12 protein-coding genes are annotated in these 21109 nt (G+C 64.6%); 6 read left to right on the top strand and 6 right to left on the bottom strand.

All coding sequences use genetic code 11. The features are described 5' to 3' along the window. Positions 1-98 precede the first annotated feature (98 nt). On the top strand, positions 99-1061 hold the full coding sequence (locus AOP74_RS05840) for an NAD(P)H-quinone oxidoreductase (RefSeq protein ID WP_061961388.1): 963 nt from the start codon (positions 99-101) through the stop codon (positions 1059-1061). Positions 1062-1073: 12 nt separating this feature from the next. Here the strand turns inward: AOP74_RS05840 and AOP74_RS05835 are convergent, their stop codons facing one another. The 3 genes from AOP74_RS05835 to serS form a co-directional block, all read right to left on the bottom strand. Then, the gene (locus AOP74_RS05835) at positions 1074-2306 is read right to left on the bottom strand and encodes an AGE family epimerase/isomerase (RefSeq protein WP_061961387.1); all 1233 of its coding nucleotides are present in this window, start codon (positions 2304-2306) and stop codon (positions 1074-1076) included. A gap of 33 nt (positions 2307-2339) precedes the next feature. Continuing rightward, on the bottom strand, positions 2340-3200 hold the full coding sequence (locus AOP74_RS05830; protein ID WP_236683728.1) for an HAD family hydrolase: 861 nt from the start codon (positions 3198-3200) through the stop codon (positions 2340-2342). 68 nt (positions 3201-3268) lie between these two features. Then, positions 3269-4540: a serine--tRNA ligase gene (serS, locus tag AOP74_RS05825; protein ID WP_061961385.1), complete on the bottom strand. Its 1272-nt coding sequence runs from the start codon at positions 4538-4540 to the stop codon at positions 3269-3271. 41 nt (positions 4541-4581) lie between these two features. On the opposite strand from serS, the gene AOP74_RS05820 reads away from it, so the two are divergent. After that, positions 4582-5730, top strand: a complete 1149-nt coding sequence (locus AOP74_RS05820; RefSeq protein WP_061961384.1) for a diacylglycerol/lipid kinase family protein — start codon at positions 4582-4584, stop codon at positions 5728-5730. A 9-nt stretch (positions 5731-5739) separates the two neighbouring features. Here the strand turns inward: AOP74_RS05820 and pheA are convergent, their stop codons facing one another. Next, positions 5740-6690 (bottom strand): prephenate dehydratase, encoded by a 951-nt coding sequence (gene pheA / locus AOP74_RS05815; protein ID WP_061961383.1) that lies wholly within the window; start codon positions 6688-6690, stop codon positions 5740-5742. Continuing rightward, on the bottom strand, positions 6687-7682 hold the full coding sequence (locus AOP74_RS05810) for a glycosyltransferase family 2 protein (RefSeq protein WP_082096028.1): 996 nt from the start codon (positions 7680-7682) through the stop codon (positions 6687-6689). The genes pheA and AOP74_RS05810 overlap by 4 nt, the downstream gene beginning before the upstream one ends. Positions 7683-7802: 120 nt before the next feature. Here AOP74_RS05810 and pgm point away from each other — a divergent pair, with 120 nt between their 5' ends. Beyond that, a complete protein-coding gene (gene pgm / locus AOP74_RS05805) occupies positions 7803-9482 on the top strand; it encodes a phosphoglucomutase (alpha-D-glucose-1,6-bisphosphate-dependent) (RefSeq protein WP_061961382.1) in 1680 nt (559 codons plus the stop codon). Positions 9483-9574: 92 nt separating this feature from the next. Here the strand turns inward: pgm and AOP74_RS05800 are convergent, their stop codons facing one another. After that, positions 9575-17650 carry a DUF5979 domain-containing protein gene (locus AOP74_RS05800; protein WP_152649190.1) on the bottom strand — a complete coding sequence of 2692 codons (8076 nt, stop codon included), beginning with the start codon at positions 17648-17650 and terminating at the stop codon, positions 9575-9577. Positions 17651-17859: 209 nt separating this feature from the next. On the opposite strand from AOP74_RS05800, the gene AOP74_RS05795 reads away from it, so the two are divergent. The 3 genes from AOP74_RS05795 to AOP74_RS05785 are packed head-to-tail and all read left to right on the top strand — an operon-like array spanning position 17860 to position 20992. Beyond that, positions 17860-18837: an LppM family (lipo)protein gene (locus tag AOP74_RS05795; RefSeq protein WP_061961380.1), complete on the top strand. Its 978-nt coding sequence runs from the start codon at positions 17860-17862 to the stop codon at positions 18835-18837. Next, positions 18834-19676 (top strand): LppM family (lipo)protein, encoded by an 843-nt coding sequence (locus AOP74_RS05790; RefSeq protein ID WP_061961379.1) that lies wholly within the window; start codon positions 18834-18836, stop codon positions 19674-19676. Before AOP74_RS05795 ends, AOP74_RS05790 begins: the two co-directional genes overlap by 4 nt. Before the next feature lie 32 nt (positions 19677-19708). Next, positions 19709-20992, top strand: coding sequence for an MFS transporter (locus tag AOP74_RS05785; protein WP_061961378.1), 1284 nt, complete (start codon positions 19709-19711; stop codon positions 20990-20992). The last annotated feature ends 117 nt before the right edge of the window (positions 20993-21109 follow it).

Below are 21109 nucleotides of genomic sequence, written 5' to 3'. Positions count from 1 at the left end.
ATCGGCGCGTCCGCCGCAAACCTTGACCGGTGATGAGGCCTAGTTGTGAGGACACGCTATAACGTGACCCACAAGACACGAAACCCTGGGAGTCCGGTGTGATCATTTCCACTCAGTCAGACGCCGTTTCAAACGGGACGTTGGCACTTTCCGAGGCGAGTGATCCACAGCCCGGAGACTTCGACGTTGTGATCAACGTTGCCGGTGCTGGAGTCAATCGCGCCGACCTCTTGCAGGCCGCGGGCCACTATCCCCCGCCCCCCGGAGCCCCCTCATGGCCAGGCCTCGAGGTGAGCGGCACCGTGGCAAGCGTCGGCGCCAAGGTGAGCAAGCATCGGCCCGGCGACAGAGTGGTCGCACTGCTCGCAGGTGGGGGTTACGCCGAGCAGGTCGCGGTTCACGAAGATCTCGCGCTCGCGCTTCCCGAAGGACTGGACCTGGTCGCGGCGGGCGGTCTCATGGAGGCGGCCTGCACGGTGTGGTCGAACCTTCAGGCGGCCGATGCTCGGGCCGGGCAGTCGATGTTGGTGCACGGGGGCTCGGGCGGAGTGGGCAGCCTCGCGATCCAGATCGGGAAGGCACGGGGCTTGAAGGTTGTTTCGACCGCTGGCGGCCCCGAGCGAGCCGCGCGATGCCAAGAACTTGGCGCGGATCTCGCGCTTGACTACCGCAGCGATGACGTCGTAGCGCGCATCCAGGAGGGCGGCCGGGTCGACATTGTTCTTGACGTCCTGGGGGCGGGAGCGCTCGACGCGAACCTCCGCTGCCTCGCCACGGGCGGCGCGCTCGTGATCATCGGGCTGCAGCGGGGTGCGCGCGGCGAGATTAACCTGGGCAGGATGCTGGCGTCCCGGCTCCGGGTGATCGGCACCACGCTGCGGTCTCGGCCCCATGACGAGAAGGCCGCGATCGTGGAGGCGGTCCGTCAACACGTCTGGCCACTCGTGCCCGGACACGTGTCACCGGTGATTCACACGACCTACCCGTTGGCGCAGGCGCAAGAGGCGCACGACGCGCTCGCCGCGGGGGACGTCTTCGGAAAGCTAGTACTGACGCCCTAACGGGGCTGGAGGTCAGGCGAGGTTGCCTGCCGCTAGCGACGACGCGAGTGATGGCGTGACGGGCAGGCGCGGGATGAGCGTCGCCTGCAGTGCGTGATAGACGTCCACCTTGCCCGGCCACACAGTGCCGGCAACCTCGAGCTGGGGATCCAGTTCGTGCCACCACGAGCCGCCCTCAAGATCGAGATGGTGGTCACCCACAAAGTCCCACCACTCCTGGTAGTTCTCCGCGTACACGGGCATCTTGGTCGCGCGCCACAGCACTGCGGAGGCCGCTACCGCCTCAGCGCTCACCCAGTGCATGCGCTCGCGGACCACGGGCTCGCCCTCCCAGTTCACGGTATAGACGAAGCCGCGCTGGCCGTCGACGTTCCAGCCGTCGCGGGCTGAGGCATCGTAGAGCGACTTCGCGGCGGGCATCATCCACTCGGGCGCACCGAGTCCGCGCTGCTGCAGCGCGATCGACAACTGGACCGTGAGCCGTGCCCACTCGAATCCGTGCCCGATCGTCGCGCCGAACGGGCGGAACGGGTGTTTGGGGTCCTCCTCGTTGTAACCCAGGAGCACGTCGCCGTCGGAGGTGAAGTGCTCGGGTAGGCGCCACTCGTGGGCGGGGGCCAGGCTATTCATAACGCGCTCCACAATGCGGGTCGCGCGGTCCAGCCAGACCCGGTCACCCGTGACATCCGCGGCGGCCAGGAAGGCTTCGACCATGTGCATCGTCGAGTTCAGGCCGCGGTAGTCCTCGAGGTCTGCCCAATCGCGGGCGAAGTCCTCACGCGTTGTGCCGGCGTCCTCGTCCCAGAAGCGGGTTTCGATGACCTCGAGCGCCTCGTCGAGGAGGTCACGCGCCTCGGGGCGGCCCGCTGCCGTTGCGGACGAGGCCGCCAGCACCACGAACGCGTGGGCGTAGGCCTGCTTGTGGTCATTGGTGGGGCCGTCAGCACCGACAGCGGCGAACCAGCCACCGTGCTCGTCATCCCGCAGTCGCGAGCGCAACGCGTCGATGCCGTGGTCCACGAGGGCGGCGGCGCCGGGGCGGCCCATCAGAGTTGCCAGGGAGTAGCAGTGCGTCATGCGGCACGTGATCCACAGTTCCGCGTCCGCGTCGTCAGCGAGAGCGCCCTGTGCGTCCAGGCCGCCGAAGCCGCCGCGGGGGTGCCGGCTGCCTCGCCCAAAGTCGAGGAGCCGCGAGCCTTCCGACTCGAGCCAGCGGTGATGTGCAGGAGTCGTCAGCCACGTCATGGCGCCACCATAGCGACGCGGTGCACCTGGGGGCTAGAGAACCGCCAGGCGTTGGGGGTCAATCATGCGGTCCAACACCGTCAGCAACCCGTCATCGTCCACTGAGGCCACGACTTCATCGGCCGCCTCCATGACTTCACGGGGGGCGCTACCCATCGCGGCAGATTGACCCGCCCACCTCAGCATGTCGATGTCGTTGTTCCCGTCGCCGACGGCCACCGTGTGGTCGGGATAGATCCCGAGCTTGCGGCGCAGCGCTTCGAGGGCCGAGGCTTTGGTCACCCCGGGCGGGGTGAGGTCGAGCCACGCTGAGTACCCGACGGCGTAGGTCACATCGTTGAGGCCAATGCGGTGAACTAAGTCATCGAAATGACTTACATCTGCACCCGGTGCCCGAATCACGACGCGCGTTGCCTCCTCATGAGAAAGCTCGTCGAAGTCGTCGACCACCCGCTGCCGCCCCACGAGCTCCCCCATCGGGAACTCGCGGCTGACGCGGAATCCCACGCCCAGGTCCTCCACGGCGAAGAATGCGTCAGGCATCTCCGCACGGATGAGCTCCAGAGCCGCCCGCGGGTTGAATGTCACCGTCTCGACAATGTCGTAGCCACCGGGAGTGGCGGGGTTCAAGCGAATCGTGACGGCGCCGTTGGAGCACACCGCCCAACCGCGACGGATCCCCAGTTGCTCTGCAACCGGCAGGGTCGCGACGATGTTGCGTCCCGTCGACAGGATCACGTGATTGCGGCACATCCGCACCTGCTCGATCGCTCGCACAATCGATGGGGAGATCTCCCCTCCCCAGTGCATCACGGTGCCGTCAATGTCGAGGCCTAGAAGCCTCCACGTGTCGGGACCGAGCGGCGGATTCATGTCTTCGAGGGCCGGACTCATGACTCGAGCCTACGACGGCCCAGTGACAACTTGGTGACGCTGGCGCGCAACTCAAGCCAGCATCGGCTCTACTTGACGGGCGTGAGAACCTCACGGCCGCCCAAGTACGGGCGCAGCAACTCAGGCACGTAGACCGAGCCGTCTGCCTGCTGGTGGTTCTCCAGCAGTGCGACCAGCCACCGGGTGGTACCGATGGTGCCGTTGATCGTGGCGACGGGCGTGGTGCCCTTATCCACGCGCTCACGGATCGCGAGGCGGCGTGCCTGATACGTGGTGCAGTTCGAGGTCGAGGTGACCTCCATCCAGCGCTCCTGGCTGGGGAGCCACGCCTCGCAGTCGAACTTGCGCGCGGCGGAAGAACCCAAGTCGCCTGCCGCAGTGTCAATCACGCGATAGGGCAACTCAAGGGCGTTGAGCATCTCCTCCTCGATGGACAGGAAGCGCTCGTGCTCCGCCGCCGCATCCTCCGCATGGGCGTAAGAGAACATCTCCACCTTGTGGAACTGGTGCACACGGATGATGCCGCGGGTATCGCGACCGGCCGACCCGGCCTCGCGGCGGTAGCAGGCGCTCCAGCCGGCATAGCGGAGGGGGCCGTCGCTGAGGTCGATGATCTCGTCCGAGTGGTAGCCGGCCAGCGCGACCTCGGAGGTGCCCACGAGGTACAGCTCGTCGCGCTCCAGGAAGTAGATCTCATCGGAGTGCTGGCCAAGGAAGCCGGTGCCGGCCATCGTCTCGGGGCGCACCAGGGTGGGCGTAATCATGGGACTGAAGCCACGCTCGGCGGCAAGGTTCATCGCGGCGTTGAGGATCGCCAACTCAAGCTGGGCACCCACGCCGGTGAGGAAGTAGAAGCGCGCGCCGGAGACCTTTGCTCCGCGCTCCATGTCGATGGCTTTGAGGCCTTCGCCGATCGCCAGGTGGTCCTGCACCTCGATGCCCTCGGCTACGAAGTCGCGCGGTGTGCCTTCGTGACGCAGGACCGTGAAGTTGTCCTCGCCACCGGAGGGCACACCCAGCTCGGGGACGTTACCCAAGGACCGGGCAAGCTCGACCGCCCGCTTGGCTGCAGCATCGGCCGTCGCTTGAAGGCTCTTCACCTCAGCTGCAAGCTCCCTGGTGTGCGCGAGAAGCTGTTGCTTCTCATCGCCCTGCGCCTGCGCGACCTGCTTGCCCAGCGACTTCTGTTCGGCGCGCTTGGCCTCAAACTCGGTCAGCGCAGCACGCTGCTCTGAGTCCGCTTCGAGCACCTGGTCCACGACAGCGGGGTCGTCGCCGCGAGCACGCTGGCTGGCTCGGACAACATCGGGCTCGGCACGCAGAAGCTTCAGGTCAATCATGTGCGCGAGTCTAACGGGCGCGCGGTAGGTAGGCTCCTGTCATGGCTTGGTCAATTTCACTCGGTGCGCTTGCGCTCGTAATCGCAATCGCTGCACTGACCTTGGCCGTCTCCGTCGTGCGCCGGATCGGCAGCCGCGACCCGCTATCGGTGCCGCCGTTTTGGCGTAGCGTGCTGCGCATCAAGCCCATCTCGGCGGCCGCGGCAGAGCACGCCGGCGCGCTCGAGGGGCGAGAGCGCCAAGTCGTCGCCTTCGTCGTGAATCCCTCAAAAACGGGCGTACACGATCTGCGCGAACGCGTCATGCGCGCGTGCTCGGAGCGCTACCTGCCCGAGCCGCTGTGGCTGCAGACCACCATTGAGGATCCGGGAACCGGTCAAGCGAAGGCCGCGATGGCGCAGGGGGCCGATGTCGTGGTCGCCGTGGGCGGCGATGGCACCGTCCGGGCCGTCGCGGACGCGCTCGTGGGGTCCAACGTCGCGATGGGGATTGTTCCCATGGGCACGGGCAATCTCTTTGCCCGCAACCTCGACCTGCCCCTTGGCGACACGTCCGCTCAACTGCGCACGGTTCTCGAGGGCCACAACGAGCGTGTCGACGTCGGGTACATGGACGTTGAGCGGGCCTTTCCGGGGCACGGCGAAGACGGTCGCCACATGTTCCTTGTCATGGCTGGGGCCGGCATCGACGCCGAGATGGTCGCAGGGGCGGACGCGACGTTGAAAAAGCGCGTGGGCTGGCTCGCCTACTTCTTTGCCGCCGTCGAGCACCTGGGCGACAAGCGCATGAAGGCATCCGTCGCCATCAACGACGACGAGCCCGTGACCACGGAAATGCGGACCGTTCTGATGGCCAACGCGGGTCGCTTGCCCGGTGGCCTCCAACTCATCCCGAACGCGTCCATCACCGATGGTGAACTCGACATCGCAACTCTGGACGCGCGCGGCGGGCTCGTGGGTTGGACCGAGTTGTTTGGATCCGTCGTGGCTCAAGGCGCCGGCATCAAGCAGACCGAAGTGCTGCACGCGTGGCGGACCTCGCGCATCGACCACGCGCGTGCCAAGAGCGTCAGTGTGGAGATGGAAATACCGCAGCGCGTCCAGGTGGACGGCGAGTCACTCGGAATGGCGATTCGCATCCGCGGGCACGTCGAGCCCGCATCGCTCACGGTGCGTATCCCGGTCGACTGACCCGGCCCGCTAAGCCGTTCCGTTTCGCAGTCCTTCGACCCAGTTGCGGGCCTGCTCGAACGCTTCCTCGCCCGTGCCAACGCTCACCGGCGTCACATCGCCGTCGACCTTGGGGTACGACCCCAGGAACCGCACCACAGGACAGGTGCGCTTGAGGCCAATCAGGGCCTCCGCCACACGTGCCTCGCGAATGTGTCCCAGAGCGTCAATCGAGAACGAGTACTCACCCGGCCGGTCGCCGATGGGGCGCGACTCGATACGCGACAGATTCACCCCGCGCACCGCGAACTGCTCGAGCATTTCCAGCAACGCGCCGGAGCTGTCTTCCGGCAAGTGCACCACGAGGGTGGTCTTATCTGCGCCCGTGGGCTCCCCGGTAGCGCCAGCACGCCCGACTTTGACGAAGCGCGTCGCTGCGGAGACGTTGTCCGCGACGTGGTCAGCGATAACGGCGAGCCCGAGCGCCTCCCCCGTTCCTGGGGGCGCCAACGCCGCGTTGAAGCCGAGGGTCTCCAAGGGAACATCGATATCCGCGAGCGCTTGGGCAGCGGCCGCGTTGGACGTCGACGGGATGAACTGCGCTGAGGGCAGCGTCGCATGCGCCCAGCGGCGCACCTGCGCCCACGCGTGTGAGTGCGCGGAAACCCCGGTGATGTCGTCGAGTTCTGTGCCGGGCCGCACCAACAGCTCGAAGGCAATTGGCAGCACGACCTCGCCCATGATCATGAGCGCCTCGCCGTGAGCGAGGGTGTCGAGTGTGGCGGTGACGCCGCCCTCAACGGTGTTCTCGATTGCGACGACCGCGTAGTCGACGTCGCCCGACCGGACCGCGCCCAGCGCACTGACCACGTCCACGCATGGAACGTACTCGGCCTCGCTGGGGTCCACCATGGCGCGAAGCGCTGCCTCGGTGAAGGTTCCTGCGGGACCCAGATATGCGTACCTGGGGGCTGAAGTCACTGATCGTCCTTCGGTTGAGATGGAGCGGCGTCGGTGCCGGCCGTGGGTGCGTCCGCGCTGGAGGAAGACTGGCGCTTAGCTCGCCGGCCCACACCGCCAACCGAGTCGCGGACCCGGCGCGCATTGATCGCCACCATCACGTCACGATACCTGGTGAGTTTGGCGCGTCCGCCACCTTGGGTTGCGGACCGCGGCACATGCCCAAGGGCGCACTCCACTTCCGTGACCGTGAGCCCTGCCTTCAAAACATCGAGGATCATGCCGACCTCGAGACCGGATCCGCGCGCCAGCGGGATCGAGGCCTCAAGCGCCTCGCGGGTGAGGCACCGGATGGGCGCGAGCGGCTCTTCCGGAGTCCAGTTCGTGGCCTGATGAACAGCGCGGCGGGCCGCCTTCGACGAAGCGCCCTCGACGCGCGGCTCGCCTTCTGCCCGAGCCACCGCGAGGTCAGCGACCTGCTCGGTGACTGCTGCGACCAGCGGAGCGGCACCTACCGCGTGGTGACCGATAGATCCAGGAAGAAGAAGGATGGAGCGCGGCTTCGCGCCAGCCTCGTCACGCATGGCAATCACCGATGCACCAGTTTCGATCGAGGCGGTCCGCCCGCGGAAGTGAGAGTGCCGGACAACGACGGCGCCAGCCTTCCGCGCAAGTTCCTGAGTGTTGTCCGTTGACGCATCGTCGACGACCAGCACGAGGTCCACGCCTGGAATTGCGCGGGCAGCTCTCACGGTGGCCGCGATGCGGCGGGCGCGGTTGTGCGCGACGATCAGGGCGGCGGCGACATGGAGGTCTTCGGGCGCTTGCACGGCTATGCGCCGGGAACGCGGTGGACGCTTAATACGACGCGTGCGAGTGCCGGTGCCCTTTGATGGGGCCGATGCTCGGGTTCCCTTAGTCGGGGCGTCCGTCTTGGCAGGTGTGCTGGCAGGCTCGGGACGCGCACCGTCCTCAGGCGACGGCGACCCCTCGCTCGCTACGTGATCAGCCACAGCACAAGCCTAGCGCCGACACCGGCGGGTTTTGTCGAAACTTGGTGATTCCGTGAACAGCATGTGACTGGCGCGCTCCTCCCGTTGTCACGACAGCGACAGTGGTGGAAGAGTGGGCCTATGCATGAGCGCGCAGGCACACCCGCCCAGTCCCAGGATCTCATCGACGTCGACTCCTTGCTCGGCGACTACTACGACCGAGTTCCGGATCCACAGATCGCCGAGCAGCGCGTGGTGTTCGGCACGTCCGGTCACCGCGGCAGTGCCGCTGACACGGCGTTCAACGAGGCGCACATTGTGGCCACCACGGCCGCGATTGTGGAATACCGCGCCTCACAAGGCACCGATGGCCCACTCTTCCTTGGCATCGACACGCACGCCCTGTCAGGTCCCGCGATGGAGACCGCGATCGAGGTGCTTGCCGCGGCGGAAATCGATACCCGGGTCGATGCTCGGGGCGGCTTCACGCCCACCCCCGCCGTGAGCCGCGCGATCCTGGTCGCCAACGGCGCCGCATCTCCCACGGGGCTACGCACGTCTGGTGCGGGACTGGCCGACGGCATCGTCGTCACGCCCTCCCACAACCCCCCTCGCGACGGCGGGTTCAAGTACAACCCGCCCCACGGCGGCCCTGCCGGTTCTGACGCCACGAGCTGGATCGCGGCACGGGCGAACGAGATCCTGACAGGCGGCGCATGGAAGCACGTCAAGCGCGTCCCGTACGAGCGTGCCAAGCGCGCCACGTGCGTGCAGCCCTACGACTTCATGGCGGCTTACGTCGCCGAACTACCGTCCGTCCTCAACCTGGACGCGATCCGCGATGGTGGCGTGCGCATCGGCGCTGATCCCCTCGGTGGGGCTGCTGTCGAGTACTGGGGCGCAATTGCTGAGGAGCACCGCCTCGACCTCACAGTCGTCAACCCCAACGTCGACCCGCGGTGGAGCTTCATGACGCTGGACTGGGACGGCAAGATCCGCATGGACTGCAGTTCGCCCTACGCGATGGCCAGCTTGCGCACCCTCATGGACGGTGGCGACGCTCCCTATGACATCGCTACCGGCAATGACGCAGACGCCGACCGCCACGGCATCGTGACGCGCGACGGTTCCCTCATGAACCCCAATCACTACCTGGCAGCCGCGATCAGTTACCTTCACGGCGGCGCCCGTCCACAGTGGCCGGCCGATGCTCGGATTGGCAAGACGCTCGTCTCCAGTTCGCTCATCGAGAGGGTGGCGAAGAGCCTGGGCAAGCAGGTCGAAGAGGTCCCAGTGGGATTCAAGTGGTTTGTGCCAGGGCTGCTCAGTGGAGATGTCACCTTTGGTGGCGAGGAGTCGGCTGGCGCGTCCTTCCTCACTCACGATGGCCGCGTGTGGACCACCGACAAGGACGGGCTCATCATGTGTCTGCTCGCATCCGAGATGCTGGGCACCACAGGCAAGACCCCATCCCAGATCCATGCAGGTCTAGTCGAGGATCAGGGTCAGAGTTGGTACGCCCGCCTCGATGCCACCGCCACGAAGGCGCAGAAGGAGACGTTGAAGAACCTCTCCCCCAAGCAGGTGCGTGCCACCGAACTGGCGGGCCAGGAGATTACCGGCAAGTTGACCGAGGCTCCGGGCAACGGCGCGGCCATCGGCGGGCTCAAGGTCACCACGGCCGACGCCTGGTTCGCCGCTCGCCCCTCAGGGACCGAAGACGTCTACAAGATCTACGCGGAGTCCTTTGTGTCCGCAGAGCACCTCGAGCAGGTCAAGGACGCGGCCACCAAGGTCGTGTCGGAGGCCCTCGACAACTAAGCCTGGTTCCACGTGGAACGACCGCGGCCCCCAAGCGTGAAGCTTGGGGGCCGCGGTCGTTGTCGCAATGAAGCGTTGACGTGAACCGCCACTCAGCTGCGCCGGCGGCGGGCGATCAGCACGAGGAACACACCAGCGAGAAGCACGGCGAGCGCGGTGACAGCCGCCCACCAGCTCTCGTAACCAGTAATCGGCAGCACCGGCGGTGCGTCGAACTGGTTGTAGGCCGTCACCGTGACCGACGAGGCCGCAGCGATCGTGACCCGTGCCTCGTTGTCGGCGTCGCCAGCGGGCGTCAGACGCGTGTCGTCGGCTCCACCGTTGTCGGTCTCCGTGACGAGGCACTCAGATCCGGCGGCGATACCGTCAATGGTCGCGGTCATGCCAGCTTCTTCGCTGAGCGTGAGAGTGCCGTCCCATGTGACGACGGGATCGCGGTCCTCACGCTCCCACGTGCACAGCACGTCGAAGACATACGGACCGCTCGCGTCATCCACGCCGTCGCCGACGAGCTCCTTGACGAGGTCAAGCGAGCCCACGTCGTAGACGTTGGTGAAGCCCACCATGTTCGTCGTGTCGGGGTTGTCCGTCGTCAGGACTACCGTCCCCGCGACGCCATCTGCGGTGGTCTCCACGACATCGGCTGTTGCCGTCGTCACCAAGGTGCCCGCAGCATCGGCCGTATCGACCTCTGTCACCGTGCACGTCGAGGTAGCGGGGATGTCCGTGAAACTCACGGACTCACCGTCGTTGAGCAACGCCACCATGGGACGCAGGGGGCCGTGGCCGTCGGCGTACACAGTGTGCTCGTCTGGACCACCCTCGTCGTAGGTGCATCGCACCCACACCAAGTAGGGGCCAAGATCAGGCACGTTGCCGTCGGCATCCGTCACAACCGGATCAACCGTCTTAGTCACATCGATGGACGCGAACGCCTCGAAGTGGTTCTCGACGGTGACAGTTGCGGCTGCTTGGTCGCCGTCCTCGACGATGTCGACGGTCGCAGACTTCACATCGGGCGTGCCCGGGGTGAAGAACACTGAGTCGGCGCCACCGTCCTCGGTCTCCGTCACCTCACAGGTCGACGGCGCGAGGATGTTGGTGATGGTCGCAGTCAGCGGCTCATCACCTCCCAGCGTGACATCGCCCTCGTAGCTGACGACGCCGTATGCGTCCGAGTAGCACTGAACGTGCAACACGAACGGTCCATCGCCGCGCTCCACCGCGCCGTCACCTGTCAGTTCCTTGGTGAGATCAAGCGAGCCCACCGGGTAGATGTTGGTGAAGGTCACCTCGTTCTTCGAGAACAAACCGGCGTCGTTCAGCGTGATCGACGTCTCGGTGCCGTCGGCCGCAGGCCCTGGCTGCGAATGGGCGGGCTGCGCAATGACCGTAGTGGACGAAGCGCCTGCCTGATCCGTCTCCGTCACCACACACTCTGTGCCCGTGGGTAGCTCCGTGAGGGTCATGGTCTCGCCATGCGCCAACTCGAACTCCATCGGGTCACCGTCAGCAAACTCCGCCGCCGTGATCTCACGCTCGAATGGCGTGCCCTCGGCGTAGGTACACACCACATCTACCGTAACCGGCGCGATGTCCGGGACATCTCCCTCGGGGTTCAGGATGGGTCCGTCGACAATCTTCTCGACGACCAACTCCGTTGGAGTCTCGAAGCGGTTAAGCGCCACCACCTCGACCGGTGTGTCAGCAGTCGTGACGGTCACCTCCGCCGTCGTGGTCATTTGGCCATCAATCCAGATTATGTCCGCGCCGCCGGTGCCGGTCTCCTCAATGTCACACACGGAGCCCACCGGAATCGCCGGAATAGTTGCTTCAAGCGGATCTCCGGAGAGTGTCACGTCACCGTCAAAGGTCACAACGTCAGGCTGGCCCGTCCTGGGGTAGACACAGACGACATGGAATTCAAAGGGGCCAGCCGTGTGCTCGTCTGCGCCCGGACCCTCAACCTGCTTCGTGAGCAAGAGCGAGCCCATTTCGTACTGGTTTGTGAACTCAACACTGTTGGTGGTCTCGCCCTGCGCCGCGTCGGGAGTCAGAACAAAGTCGTCAGTCTCCGTCCCGCTTGCCGACATCTCAGCAACAAGGTCCGTCTCCCAAGAGACATCGGTGGCGGCAGCACTCGCCGTTGCCCACTCCTGAACGTTGCACGTCGCGCCTGCGGGCAGCCCGGTCAAGGTCTTAGTCTCGTCGTGCCGCAGGAAGAACACCATAGGCGTCGCCGTTCCGTCATCGTCTGCCTGCACAGGAGTGCCGTCGAAGGCAAAGCAGGAAACGAACATGCCGAACGGCCCAGCATCGCTGGGGTCTGCCTGACCACCTCCCTGTGTACCGATGACGAACTTGCTGACATCAAGCGACGCCAGAGGGTAGTCATTCGTCAAGGTCACGACAGGGCTTCCGTTGCTACTCGCCTCAGATTCTGGAACCACAACTGCCGTGTCCGCCATCGACGTCCACTGACCGTTGTTGCCCTCTTCCATCGTGCATTCCGAGCCAACCGGAAGGTTGTCGACCTCGTACGGGGTGTTCGCCGAGACCGTGACCGTGTCGCGGTAGATCTCCTCGCCGAGCGAGGTGCACACCACCGTGACCTCGAAGGTCTCAGGGGCGTACTGATCCGCGCCATCGCCCGTGGTTTCCTTCACGAAAGACATTGGGCCCGTGGCGAGCGCGATACCCACCTTGTTGCCTTCTGTGGGAACGATGTCTTGAGGGTTGTCCTCTGCCGTCGTGGCGCCGGTGGCGACCGAGTTGTACGCGATGGGGTTCTCCACCCCGGCGGTCTCCGGGTACGCGGGTGTTATGGACTGCGCATCGACAGACACCACCTGCGTTGGCAGCATCGGGTTGTCCTCAGGGAACGTAGCAACCACCTTGAGTGCGGTCACCGACGAGTAGTCTCCGCCAAAGTCCGCGACAGGCTGCCAGTCGGCCGGCAGACAGGTCACACCACCGGGGGTGAGGTCGTCGTCGCAAATATCCGCATCCGTCGTTGCGAACACCTCGATACTCGCTCCGGACACAGTCACGGGAGTCCCATCTGCCTCGAGCCACTGGCTCGAGAGCTCGGGGTCGGTCAAGATCGGCGTCCACTGCGAGCCGCGGTCCAAGTCGCCCACCACCGTCGTGTCACCAGGGGTCGGAAGGCGGTCGATCGCGACCAACTGACTCAGCGGCACGTTGCCCGAGTTCTGGAGCACCAATCGCCACGTCTCGTAGTCTCCTGGGGCCGTCAGCGGAGCACACGGCGGTCCATAAAAGCCAGCGGTCAGAGTTCCCGTTCCCGGGGCACACTCCGTGCCGGCAACAGTAGAAATGACACCCAGGGAGTCGTCATCAGCCTTCACGAACTTGCCAGAACGAATCGCGCCGCCTGAGGCAACGGAGTTGGTGGCATCGGTCGAGCACTCTGTCGCCGTGCCGCCGGTATCCGTGGAGTTACAGGTGTCGATTGGCCTGTCGCCCTCGACAGTGGCGGTGTTGGTGAAGTTCGTGTTGGCCGGGTAGCCAGCCTGAGTCACCATGGAAATCGTGATCGTGTAGCTCTCGCCCACGGAAAGTGCGCTCCCGTCAGGGAAGCTAAACGTGATCTCAGTAGGAGCTCCCTCCGGGTCTTCAACGATCACGAGTCCGTCATCGGTCGAGACCGGAAGCTCGGTCCATGGAGCCGGAAGTGGGTCCCCCGCAGAGGAATCCAAGGTGAATGAGTAGGGGCTCTCTCCGTTCGTCTCCGGCAACGGGTTGATCAGCAGAATCGGATCACCATCGCCGTCGACTGGAAGCGTGTCGGTGAACACCGGATTGAAGATCGGAGTGTCGCCGTCATTGATAAAAGTGAGGCTGAACTCGGTCACGCCAGCAGCTGCAAGAGCCGAGTCATGGGGCGACTTTTCCACGGCCACAGATGTCAACGAGTGAGCGTAGATCACGTCGGCCGTCGTGGGGTCCGCATCTTCCGTGACCTGTCCGCCTGACGTGATCGCCGCGGCGATAGTGCCCTCGACGGTGTTCTCCCAGTGGCCTGCGGCCGCTTCTGGGCCATTTTCGGCAGGCGCCGGCAGATTCCCATCGAGGTCCGTCGGTGGCGCGTCGCCCGTCAACATGGTTTCGCGGCGTTGCACGACTATCGGAATCTCTTGAAGGGGATTCCACGGGTCTTCCCACGCATCTGTCGAGGAGAAGACCAGTGCGAGTCCTTGGACGTCGGTGGGGGCAAGGCCAGCCGGCAGTTCCGGTGTCGCGCCAGCCGGGCCTGCTGCGAATGCGTCTGCGAGGAGCGCATCAGCGTCACACCCACCGGACGTCAGGGCACCGTTTAGCGCACCCGTGAAGGTAGTGCCAGAGCAGGCGTAGACCTGGACCTGTTCGATGGGCTGCTCAAGAGAGAAGCTGTCGTCAAAGCGCACGAACTCGTACGCATTCCAGAAGCTGGGATCCACATCGATCACAGTCATCGAGTTGGGGCGCGCTCCCAACGTCGGTTGCGCACTCAACGTCATGAGGAACTCTTCGCGCGCAGGCTCGGTCTCGGTGTATTCCGGTCCCTGGTCCGTGGCATTGGCACCGAATGTCTTGTCTACGACGATGCCGATATCGAATGTCTCGAGCAGGACATCATCCTCGACGGCCTCTGTGGGAGTGTCCTCGGTCGCGGGGTTTCGCGCAGCGTCTTCGACGGAAACGACGCCGTCGTTGTTGGCAGTAGCTCCGTTGTAGAACTGTTCGTTGTCAGCGAGAGCCTGGTCGTTGCGGAAACGGTCCGTCTCACGCAGTTGAAGCAACGCGGAAATACCGCCCACGGCCTGCGGCTCGATCCGTCCCTTGAACGTGATTGAAAAGCCCGTCGTGTTCGCGAGGTCCGTAGCGGTCCACGATGGGACGTCATCTGGATAGATAACGAGTGGGTCTAAGACGGTTCCAAAAACCACGTCGATCGGGTCACCGTCGATGTCGTACCTCACGACCTCTGCCTCGGTGGCGCCCGCGGGCCAGGTCACCTGGTCAATCGCGAGGATGTTGAACACATCGCCCATGAGGATCTCGGAATCGTCCGCGGCAGGGTGCACCGGGATGTCCTCGATAGTCATCGAGTCAACAAAGGCCTCACCGGAGTCGTTCGTAGCCGACAGCGTGATGCGCGTCTTCGGGTACGCCGTGAGGTCCGTGTTCTCAGGCGGGATGCCGACAGGGCCGCCGTCCCACGTCTTCGAACCTGTCACACCGAGATCGACATCAAGGATGTCGATGATGTCGCTGTTCGACGACTCCGCATCAGGGATTGAAGTGTCGATGTAGTCAGCCACGCCCGTGGCGCTGTTCCTGACGATTCCGGCGTCCGCGGTGTTGTACAGGTCGTATCCGGTCACGGGGTCACCGGGGTTGTCGGCGTCCACATACGTGGAGCGAGTCCAGTCACGGAGCTCAAAGACCAGGGAGACGGGGCGCGGATCGATCGACCGGGCGACTCCGGATCCGATAGGAGGAGCGTCGGCAGCGCCTCGAGCGTCGGTGTACTCGACGAAGACAATCTGCACGCCAACCGTGGTCGCCCGCTCCGCTGCGGTGAGGTTGATGCGGTCCATCCCTCCTGCACAATCGTCCTCATGCGCGCCGTTGTCTTCGAGGTCGCCACACGGCGAGTTTTGCGGAACAACCCAGTCAGTGCCGTTGTGGATCAGCACGGCGTCAACGGCATCGTATGCAATGAGGGGATCGTTGGTCGTCGTGATCTCGCCAATCGCAACGAGATCAAAGGCATCGTAGAACGAGCCGGTGAGCGCACCGGGCGGGTCAGACTCGTCCGTCAGGGTGAAACTCTCGACACCGGACTCGCCACCGGTTGACCAGTGCAGGTTGACATTCGCGCGATCGTGCGAGCGTGCCGGGATGGTCTCTTGCGCGATGTTCTTCGTGATCGACGGGCCGCCGCCTGTGTTCGGTTCGAGGACCTCAATCTCCGCGCACGCGGGGTCAGAGTCGCCTGACTCCACACCCTCGTCTGTTGACGCAGCGGCTCCGGAACAGTTCTCGATCGTGAGCGGCCAATCGGCAGGGTCAACGTTCGACGGATCGAAGTTCATCACGACATTTGGCTGGACCGTCGTTCCCGGGGGGAAGCCCCCATCGGGGTCCGTGCCTGTGTATTCGTAGTTGAACCTCAGACCACCGACGTCTTCGGGTGCTGGATCACCGTCAATCGGTACGTTGACGGTCTGCGGACCTTGGAACGGACCTGCCAACTCGACCCATTGGGTGCCGTCCCAATACTCGATAGTGAGTGAAGCATCGGCTGGAACCGAGACGTTGGTGATTTCTGAAGGATGAAAGTAGGTCCAGAACTCGTCGTTGGGGTCTGGCGCATCGGAGCCCGAACCGGGAACCGGAGCGGGATCCTGGACCACGATCTCGTCCGCATTCGTCGACGAGTAGGGGTCATCGGTGTTGCCATCAACAGGCGCGGGCGCGGTGCCGCCGGAGAGTTCAAGCACCGCCCACTCTCCGTCCCGACCGAGAATCTGCGATGGCGCGATGGACTTGCCCGCAGTTGGGTCAAGGTGCTTGTCATACGCGAAGAGCGTGTCGTCATCGGTAGCCGTGTCCGTGGCACCTTGTTCGGTTTCACCCTCGACGGTCGCCTCGTTCACCAAGGGAGTCTGAGCAGCGGTGTCCTCGGGGTCAGTACCTACGTCGAAGCTGAAGGACGCGTCCGAGTCTGAGGTGATGCCGGAGCCGTCGGTATCGGTAAAGACGATCTCAAACGACAAAACGGCATCCGGGTCGCTTGGCGCTTGGGGAATCGCCCCATCGGCAAAGGAGAACGCGCCCTCGGTGCCGTTAGTGGTTGTGTAGGTAATGGAGGCCTCATCCGCCCCAGCCGGCCACGTCACCGCCCCGATGCTCTCGAAGCTCATCGCCGCCGAGAAGTCACCATTGCTGGGCTCGGTCACCGTCAGCGATTCAACCGGAAGGTCACCCGACACGCCGGCGCTGATCGTCGCTGTGGAACTGTCTCCGTGAAGCACCTGGTTGGGGTCGAAGGACTTGTCAGCCGCGACCTCGGGAACGTTGGTGTGGATCGTGTAGTCGGCATCGCCCGTTGAGGAGGCGGAGTCGTCATCGCGGTTTACTTCCGTGCTTGCATCATTGGCCACGACGACATCGCCGTCGACATCGCCGAGGTCCCGCTGCGTGACACCAACGTCGATGCTGCTCGTGGCGTCTGCGGCAATCAGCGGCGCAGTGCCGTCGTCCGAGTAGGTGACGCGAACGCCACGTACGTCCTCGGCAGTCACGCCGGTCAGGTCGACGGTGATGGGCCCACCACCGGACACATCGATTGCCGATCCCACTGGCACCCAGGCCCCATTCACGTACACCTCAACCTGTGCGGTATCCGCACCCGCCGGAATGTCCGTCAAGGTGATGGAACTGAGTTGAAGTGAGTCGAAGGGGTTCGGCGATGCGGACGGGTCCACGGGGTCGGACACGACCATGCTCTCGGCGCCACCGTTGGAATTGTTGGTCGAGTCGATACTGATCGTTGTCTCAGTCCCGGGGGTGGCGATGTCCTCGGCTGGATCAAACGACTTCGTCGTCGAGGTATCGAGTTCCAGCGGCACCTCAATGGTGACATCGGCGCTGCCCGAGGCATCCGAGGTGTCGGGGTTGCTTGCGAAGATCGTCGCGGTGTTCGTGATGGGAGTCTCGGCGTCGTCGAAGCTCACGTCATCGGGCACCGTAACCGGAATGCTGATGGTTGCGGTGGTGCCGCCAAGCATGCCGGATCCGCCATCGGCGCTGGTAAAATCGGTCATGAACTCAACCGTGGCGCTATTCGCGCCCGTGTCGTGGCTCGCGGTGATGCTGTTGCCCGTCGATGTCACGATGGGGTCGCCAGCAACTTCGAACGGTGCGGGGACGACGTCTACCACCTGAGCGTCGAAACAGCCGGAGTTCAGCACGGGGTACGAGCACTGGACGGTGATCGTGTAGTTGAACGTCTCCCCGGGAACAACGGGGTCGGTTGGACCAGTCTTCACCAAGGACACGTTGGCGGGCTCGGGGTCCGCTGCCGCAGTTGTTGCCATCGTCACGACACCAGTCGTGGCCATCAGACCAACTAGCGCCGTCGCCAGAGTCTTACGCATCCCCACCACTACAACTGCACCCCACTCAAATTGTCCAGTGCGCGTGCGCACACGGATCTCTCCACACGGTAGCCGACATCCGCAAGCGGGTCACGTACGTGGCAGATCCCATTGTCGGAGCCGCCAATGAATACACAATCGTCGTGAGCAACTCCCTACCTGTATGAAGCGGTCCAGCGATTGTCCTCACCCTGTGGTTGGCTTGACCTATGAAGACCACTGCCCGCGCGCTCGCGCTGTCGATCGTTTCCGTGCTGGCGCTTGCCGGCTGCATGAAGATCGACATGGACCTGACCCTCAATCCAGACGACACCATGAGCGGCTCAGTGCTCATGGCCGTCGAAGAGGGCACGGGCGAATCGCTCGGGCTCAGTGATGAAGAGTTGGCCGAGCAAATGTTCGCCGACACGGAGTCGGACTTCCCTGGCGGGACGGTCGAGGAATATAACGCTGACGGCTACATCGGCCAGAAGACCTCCTTCGAAAACCAGCCGCTTGAAGAGTTTGGTGCCACGACCGACGGCATGCAGATCTACCGCGACGAAGATGACTACGTCGTCGAAAGTGATGCACCCTTCAACGAAGGCACCGACCTCTCGCAGCTGCCCGAGACGGCAGAGGCCACCATGTCCGTGACCTTCCCCGGCACGGTCCACGAGAGCAACGGCACGCTCGAGGGCACCACGGTCACGTGGAACCTCTTCGAAATGGACGAGCCCGTCTACGCGCGCGGTTCGGCACAGAAGGACGCATCGTTCCCCGTATGGATCATCGCCGTCGTGGGTCTCGCCCTTGGAGTGCTGGTTGGCATTGTGTTGTGGCTCACCTTGCGCGGCAAGAAGTCGGATGGGGCCGATGCTGCGGTCACCGAGGGCGCACCAGTCACCGATGAGACTGGGACAGAGCAGCCTGCCGTCGGCGCCGCACCCGGCCAGCCGATCATCCCCGCACCCGCTGACCTAGCGAGCACGCAGTTCACTCCCGATACGAGCGCTGAAAGCGAGCCAGTTGAGGTCGCGCCCGTGGCACCCACTCCGGAGCTCACTGAGCCCCTCGCGGACGTCGAGCCGGTGGCGAACAGCGATGAGGCAAGCACCGACGCGGAAGGCACGGACACGCCCGGCGCCGAGAACGCGAACGATGCCGACGACGCGCCCGACAGCCCCGAGGAACCCCGAGACAAGTGACGAGGTCCGTTCGCACCCTCGCCCGCGTGGTCGGTGCGGTGGCCGTCGCAGTAGCCCTCACGGGGTGCGTCAAAGCCACCGCGGACACCACGTTCGGCGAGGATGAGACCTTCTCGCAGCGTGCGGTGGTCGCCTATGAAGACTCTGTCGCCGATGACCTGACGGAGAGGCTCGGCTTCGATGTCGACTCAGTCGTCGAGGGACTGGATGAGTCGCCGGAGTTCCTCGCTCTGCAAGAGGAGTACCCAGGTCAGATCGAGCTGGCCGATTACGACGACGGCGAACTCGAAGGCCTCGAACTCACGCTGACAGATATGCCGATCGACGCATTCGCGGAGGCCTCGGATGAGGTCCTGGGGACAGTCGGGGCCAGCGCTTCCGTGGAACTCGTCGACGGCATGTACATCGTGTCAGTCACCCAGTCCAGCGATGACGCGCTTGCACTCTTAGCGGTGGGGCCTAGCCAACTCGAGCTCGTGGAGTCCGCAGTCGACGTGCACGCCACCTTCACGTTCCCCGGACCCGTCCGCGAAGCCACCGCTGGAGAGATCTCCGGCAACACGGTCTCGCTCGGCATCGCGGACCTTGCCACGACACCTGAGATCCGCATCGTCGCAGACGCCCAAGGGTCAATTCCGTGGGGCACGATTCTCACGTGGGTCGCAGTGATCGCCGGCTTCGCAATCATCATTGGCGGCGCGACCGCACTTGTCATCCAGGACCGCCGGGCCTCCCGACGCAATGCACTACCGGATCCCACCACGGACCCGGATGCGTCAGGGCCGGGAATGCTTAGCGCCACCGCGGCCACTCCGGAAGAGCCTCCCGCACCCCGCTAACTGGCAAGCGGCCGGTCCTGCCAGGTGAGAGCATGGCGAGTGTGCTCGATCCCTACCGCTCAATTCTGAGCCGCCCCGGCGCCAAGGCCTTCGCCTTTGCAGGCTTGTTGTCGCGCCTGCCCATGTCGATGTTCAACATTTCGTTCATCCTCATGGTGCAAATCGAGTACGACTCCTACGAGATGGCCGGCCGCGTCGCCGCGATTGGCATCCTGTGCTGGGCGCTACAGACCGTGCCGACCAGCAGACTCGCGGACAAGTTCGGCCAGCGTGCAGCCATGATTCCGTTGGCGATGGCGCACACGGTGGGTGCGACGCTCGGCGTGTGGGCGGCGATGAACGGCGAACCCGAATGGGTGCTGTGGATCGCGGTGATTCTCGCGTCGTTCCAGGGACCACTGGGATCTCTGACGCGCGCACGCTGGTCGCACATGCTCGACTCGGATGAGGACATTCACACCGCGTTCGCGCTCGAGGGCGCGCTGGACGAGGTGTTGTTCATCTCTGGCCCCGCCCTTGCCACGATCCTCGCCACGACCGTGTGGTCCGGCGCCGGCATCGTCGTGTCGACCTCCGCGATGCTCATCGGACTGGCGTTCCTCCTCTCCCAGCGTTCAACCGAACCGCCGCCACGCCCCGTGCACAGCGGCGCGAGCCTCGGCCTCAAGATCCCGCCGGCCATCATCGCCGTCACCTTCGTCGCACTGGGGCTCGGCATCATGTTCGGCGCGCTCGACATCTCGATCGTCGCGTTCTCCGAGGAGATGGGCCACAAGGGCTGGTCTGGACTCGCACTCGGAGTGCTCGCATTTGGATCGTTCGCCGGCGGGCTCTACTACGGCACCCGCCACTGGAAGACTCCGCTGTGGAAGCGCCTCATCATCGGAACCGCGATGCTCGCTCTGGGCATGAGCGTCCTCACCCTCTCGGTGAATCTCCTCATGCTGGGGGCGATTGGCTTCTTCGCAGGTGTCGCGATCGCACCCACCCTGACCAATTGCGACACGGTCGTCCAGCGCGTGGTGCGCCGCGACCAGATCACCGAAGGCATGGGCTGGCTGCGCATTGGCCAGGGCGTTGGCGTGAGCTTTGGCGCGTGGGCAGGCGGCTACCTCGTCGACCACATCGACGCACAGGCGGGCCTGTTCCTCGCAGCGGGTGCCGCGATAGCGATGTTCGGCATCGCACTCATCACCGCGCCCATTGTTCGCAAGGGCACCGAACGCAAGGGTGCACCCACGGAGGACGCGGATCCGCCGAGCATGCACGCAGCGGAGGGCTGGGTGGACACTCCGCCGGTCCCGCCCAATGTGTGATGCACATCACCCCTGATAGGGGACCAAGGGCCCAGGTTTCGGGCCCCACCGCGCCATAGTCTTCAAGTGTCGTCAGGTGACGCAGAGGTCACCGACAAAGAAGTGGCTCGGGTGATC

Origin of the sequence: Demequina flava, assembly GCF_000975035.1 — a bacterium.
GTDB lineage: Bacteria > Actinomycetota > Actinomycetes > Actinomycetales > Demequinaceae > Demequina > Demequina flava.
The sequence above is the reverse complement of the archived record's forward strand: the minus strand, read 5'-3'. Positions and strand labels throughout refer to the sequence as shown.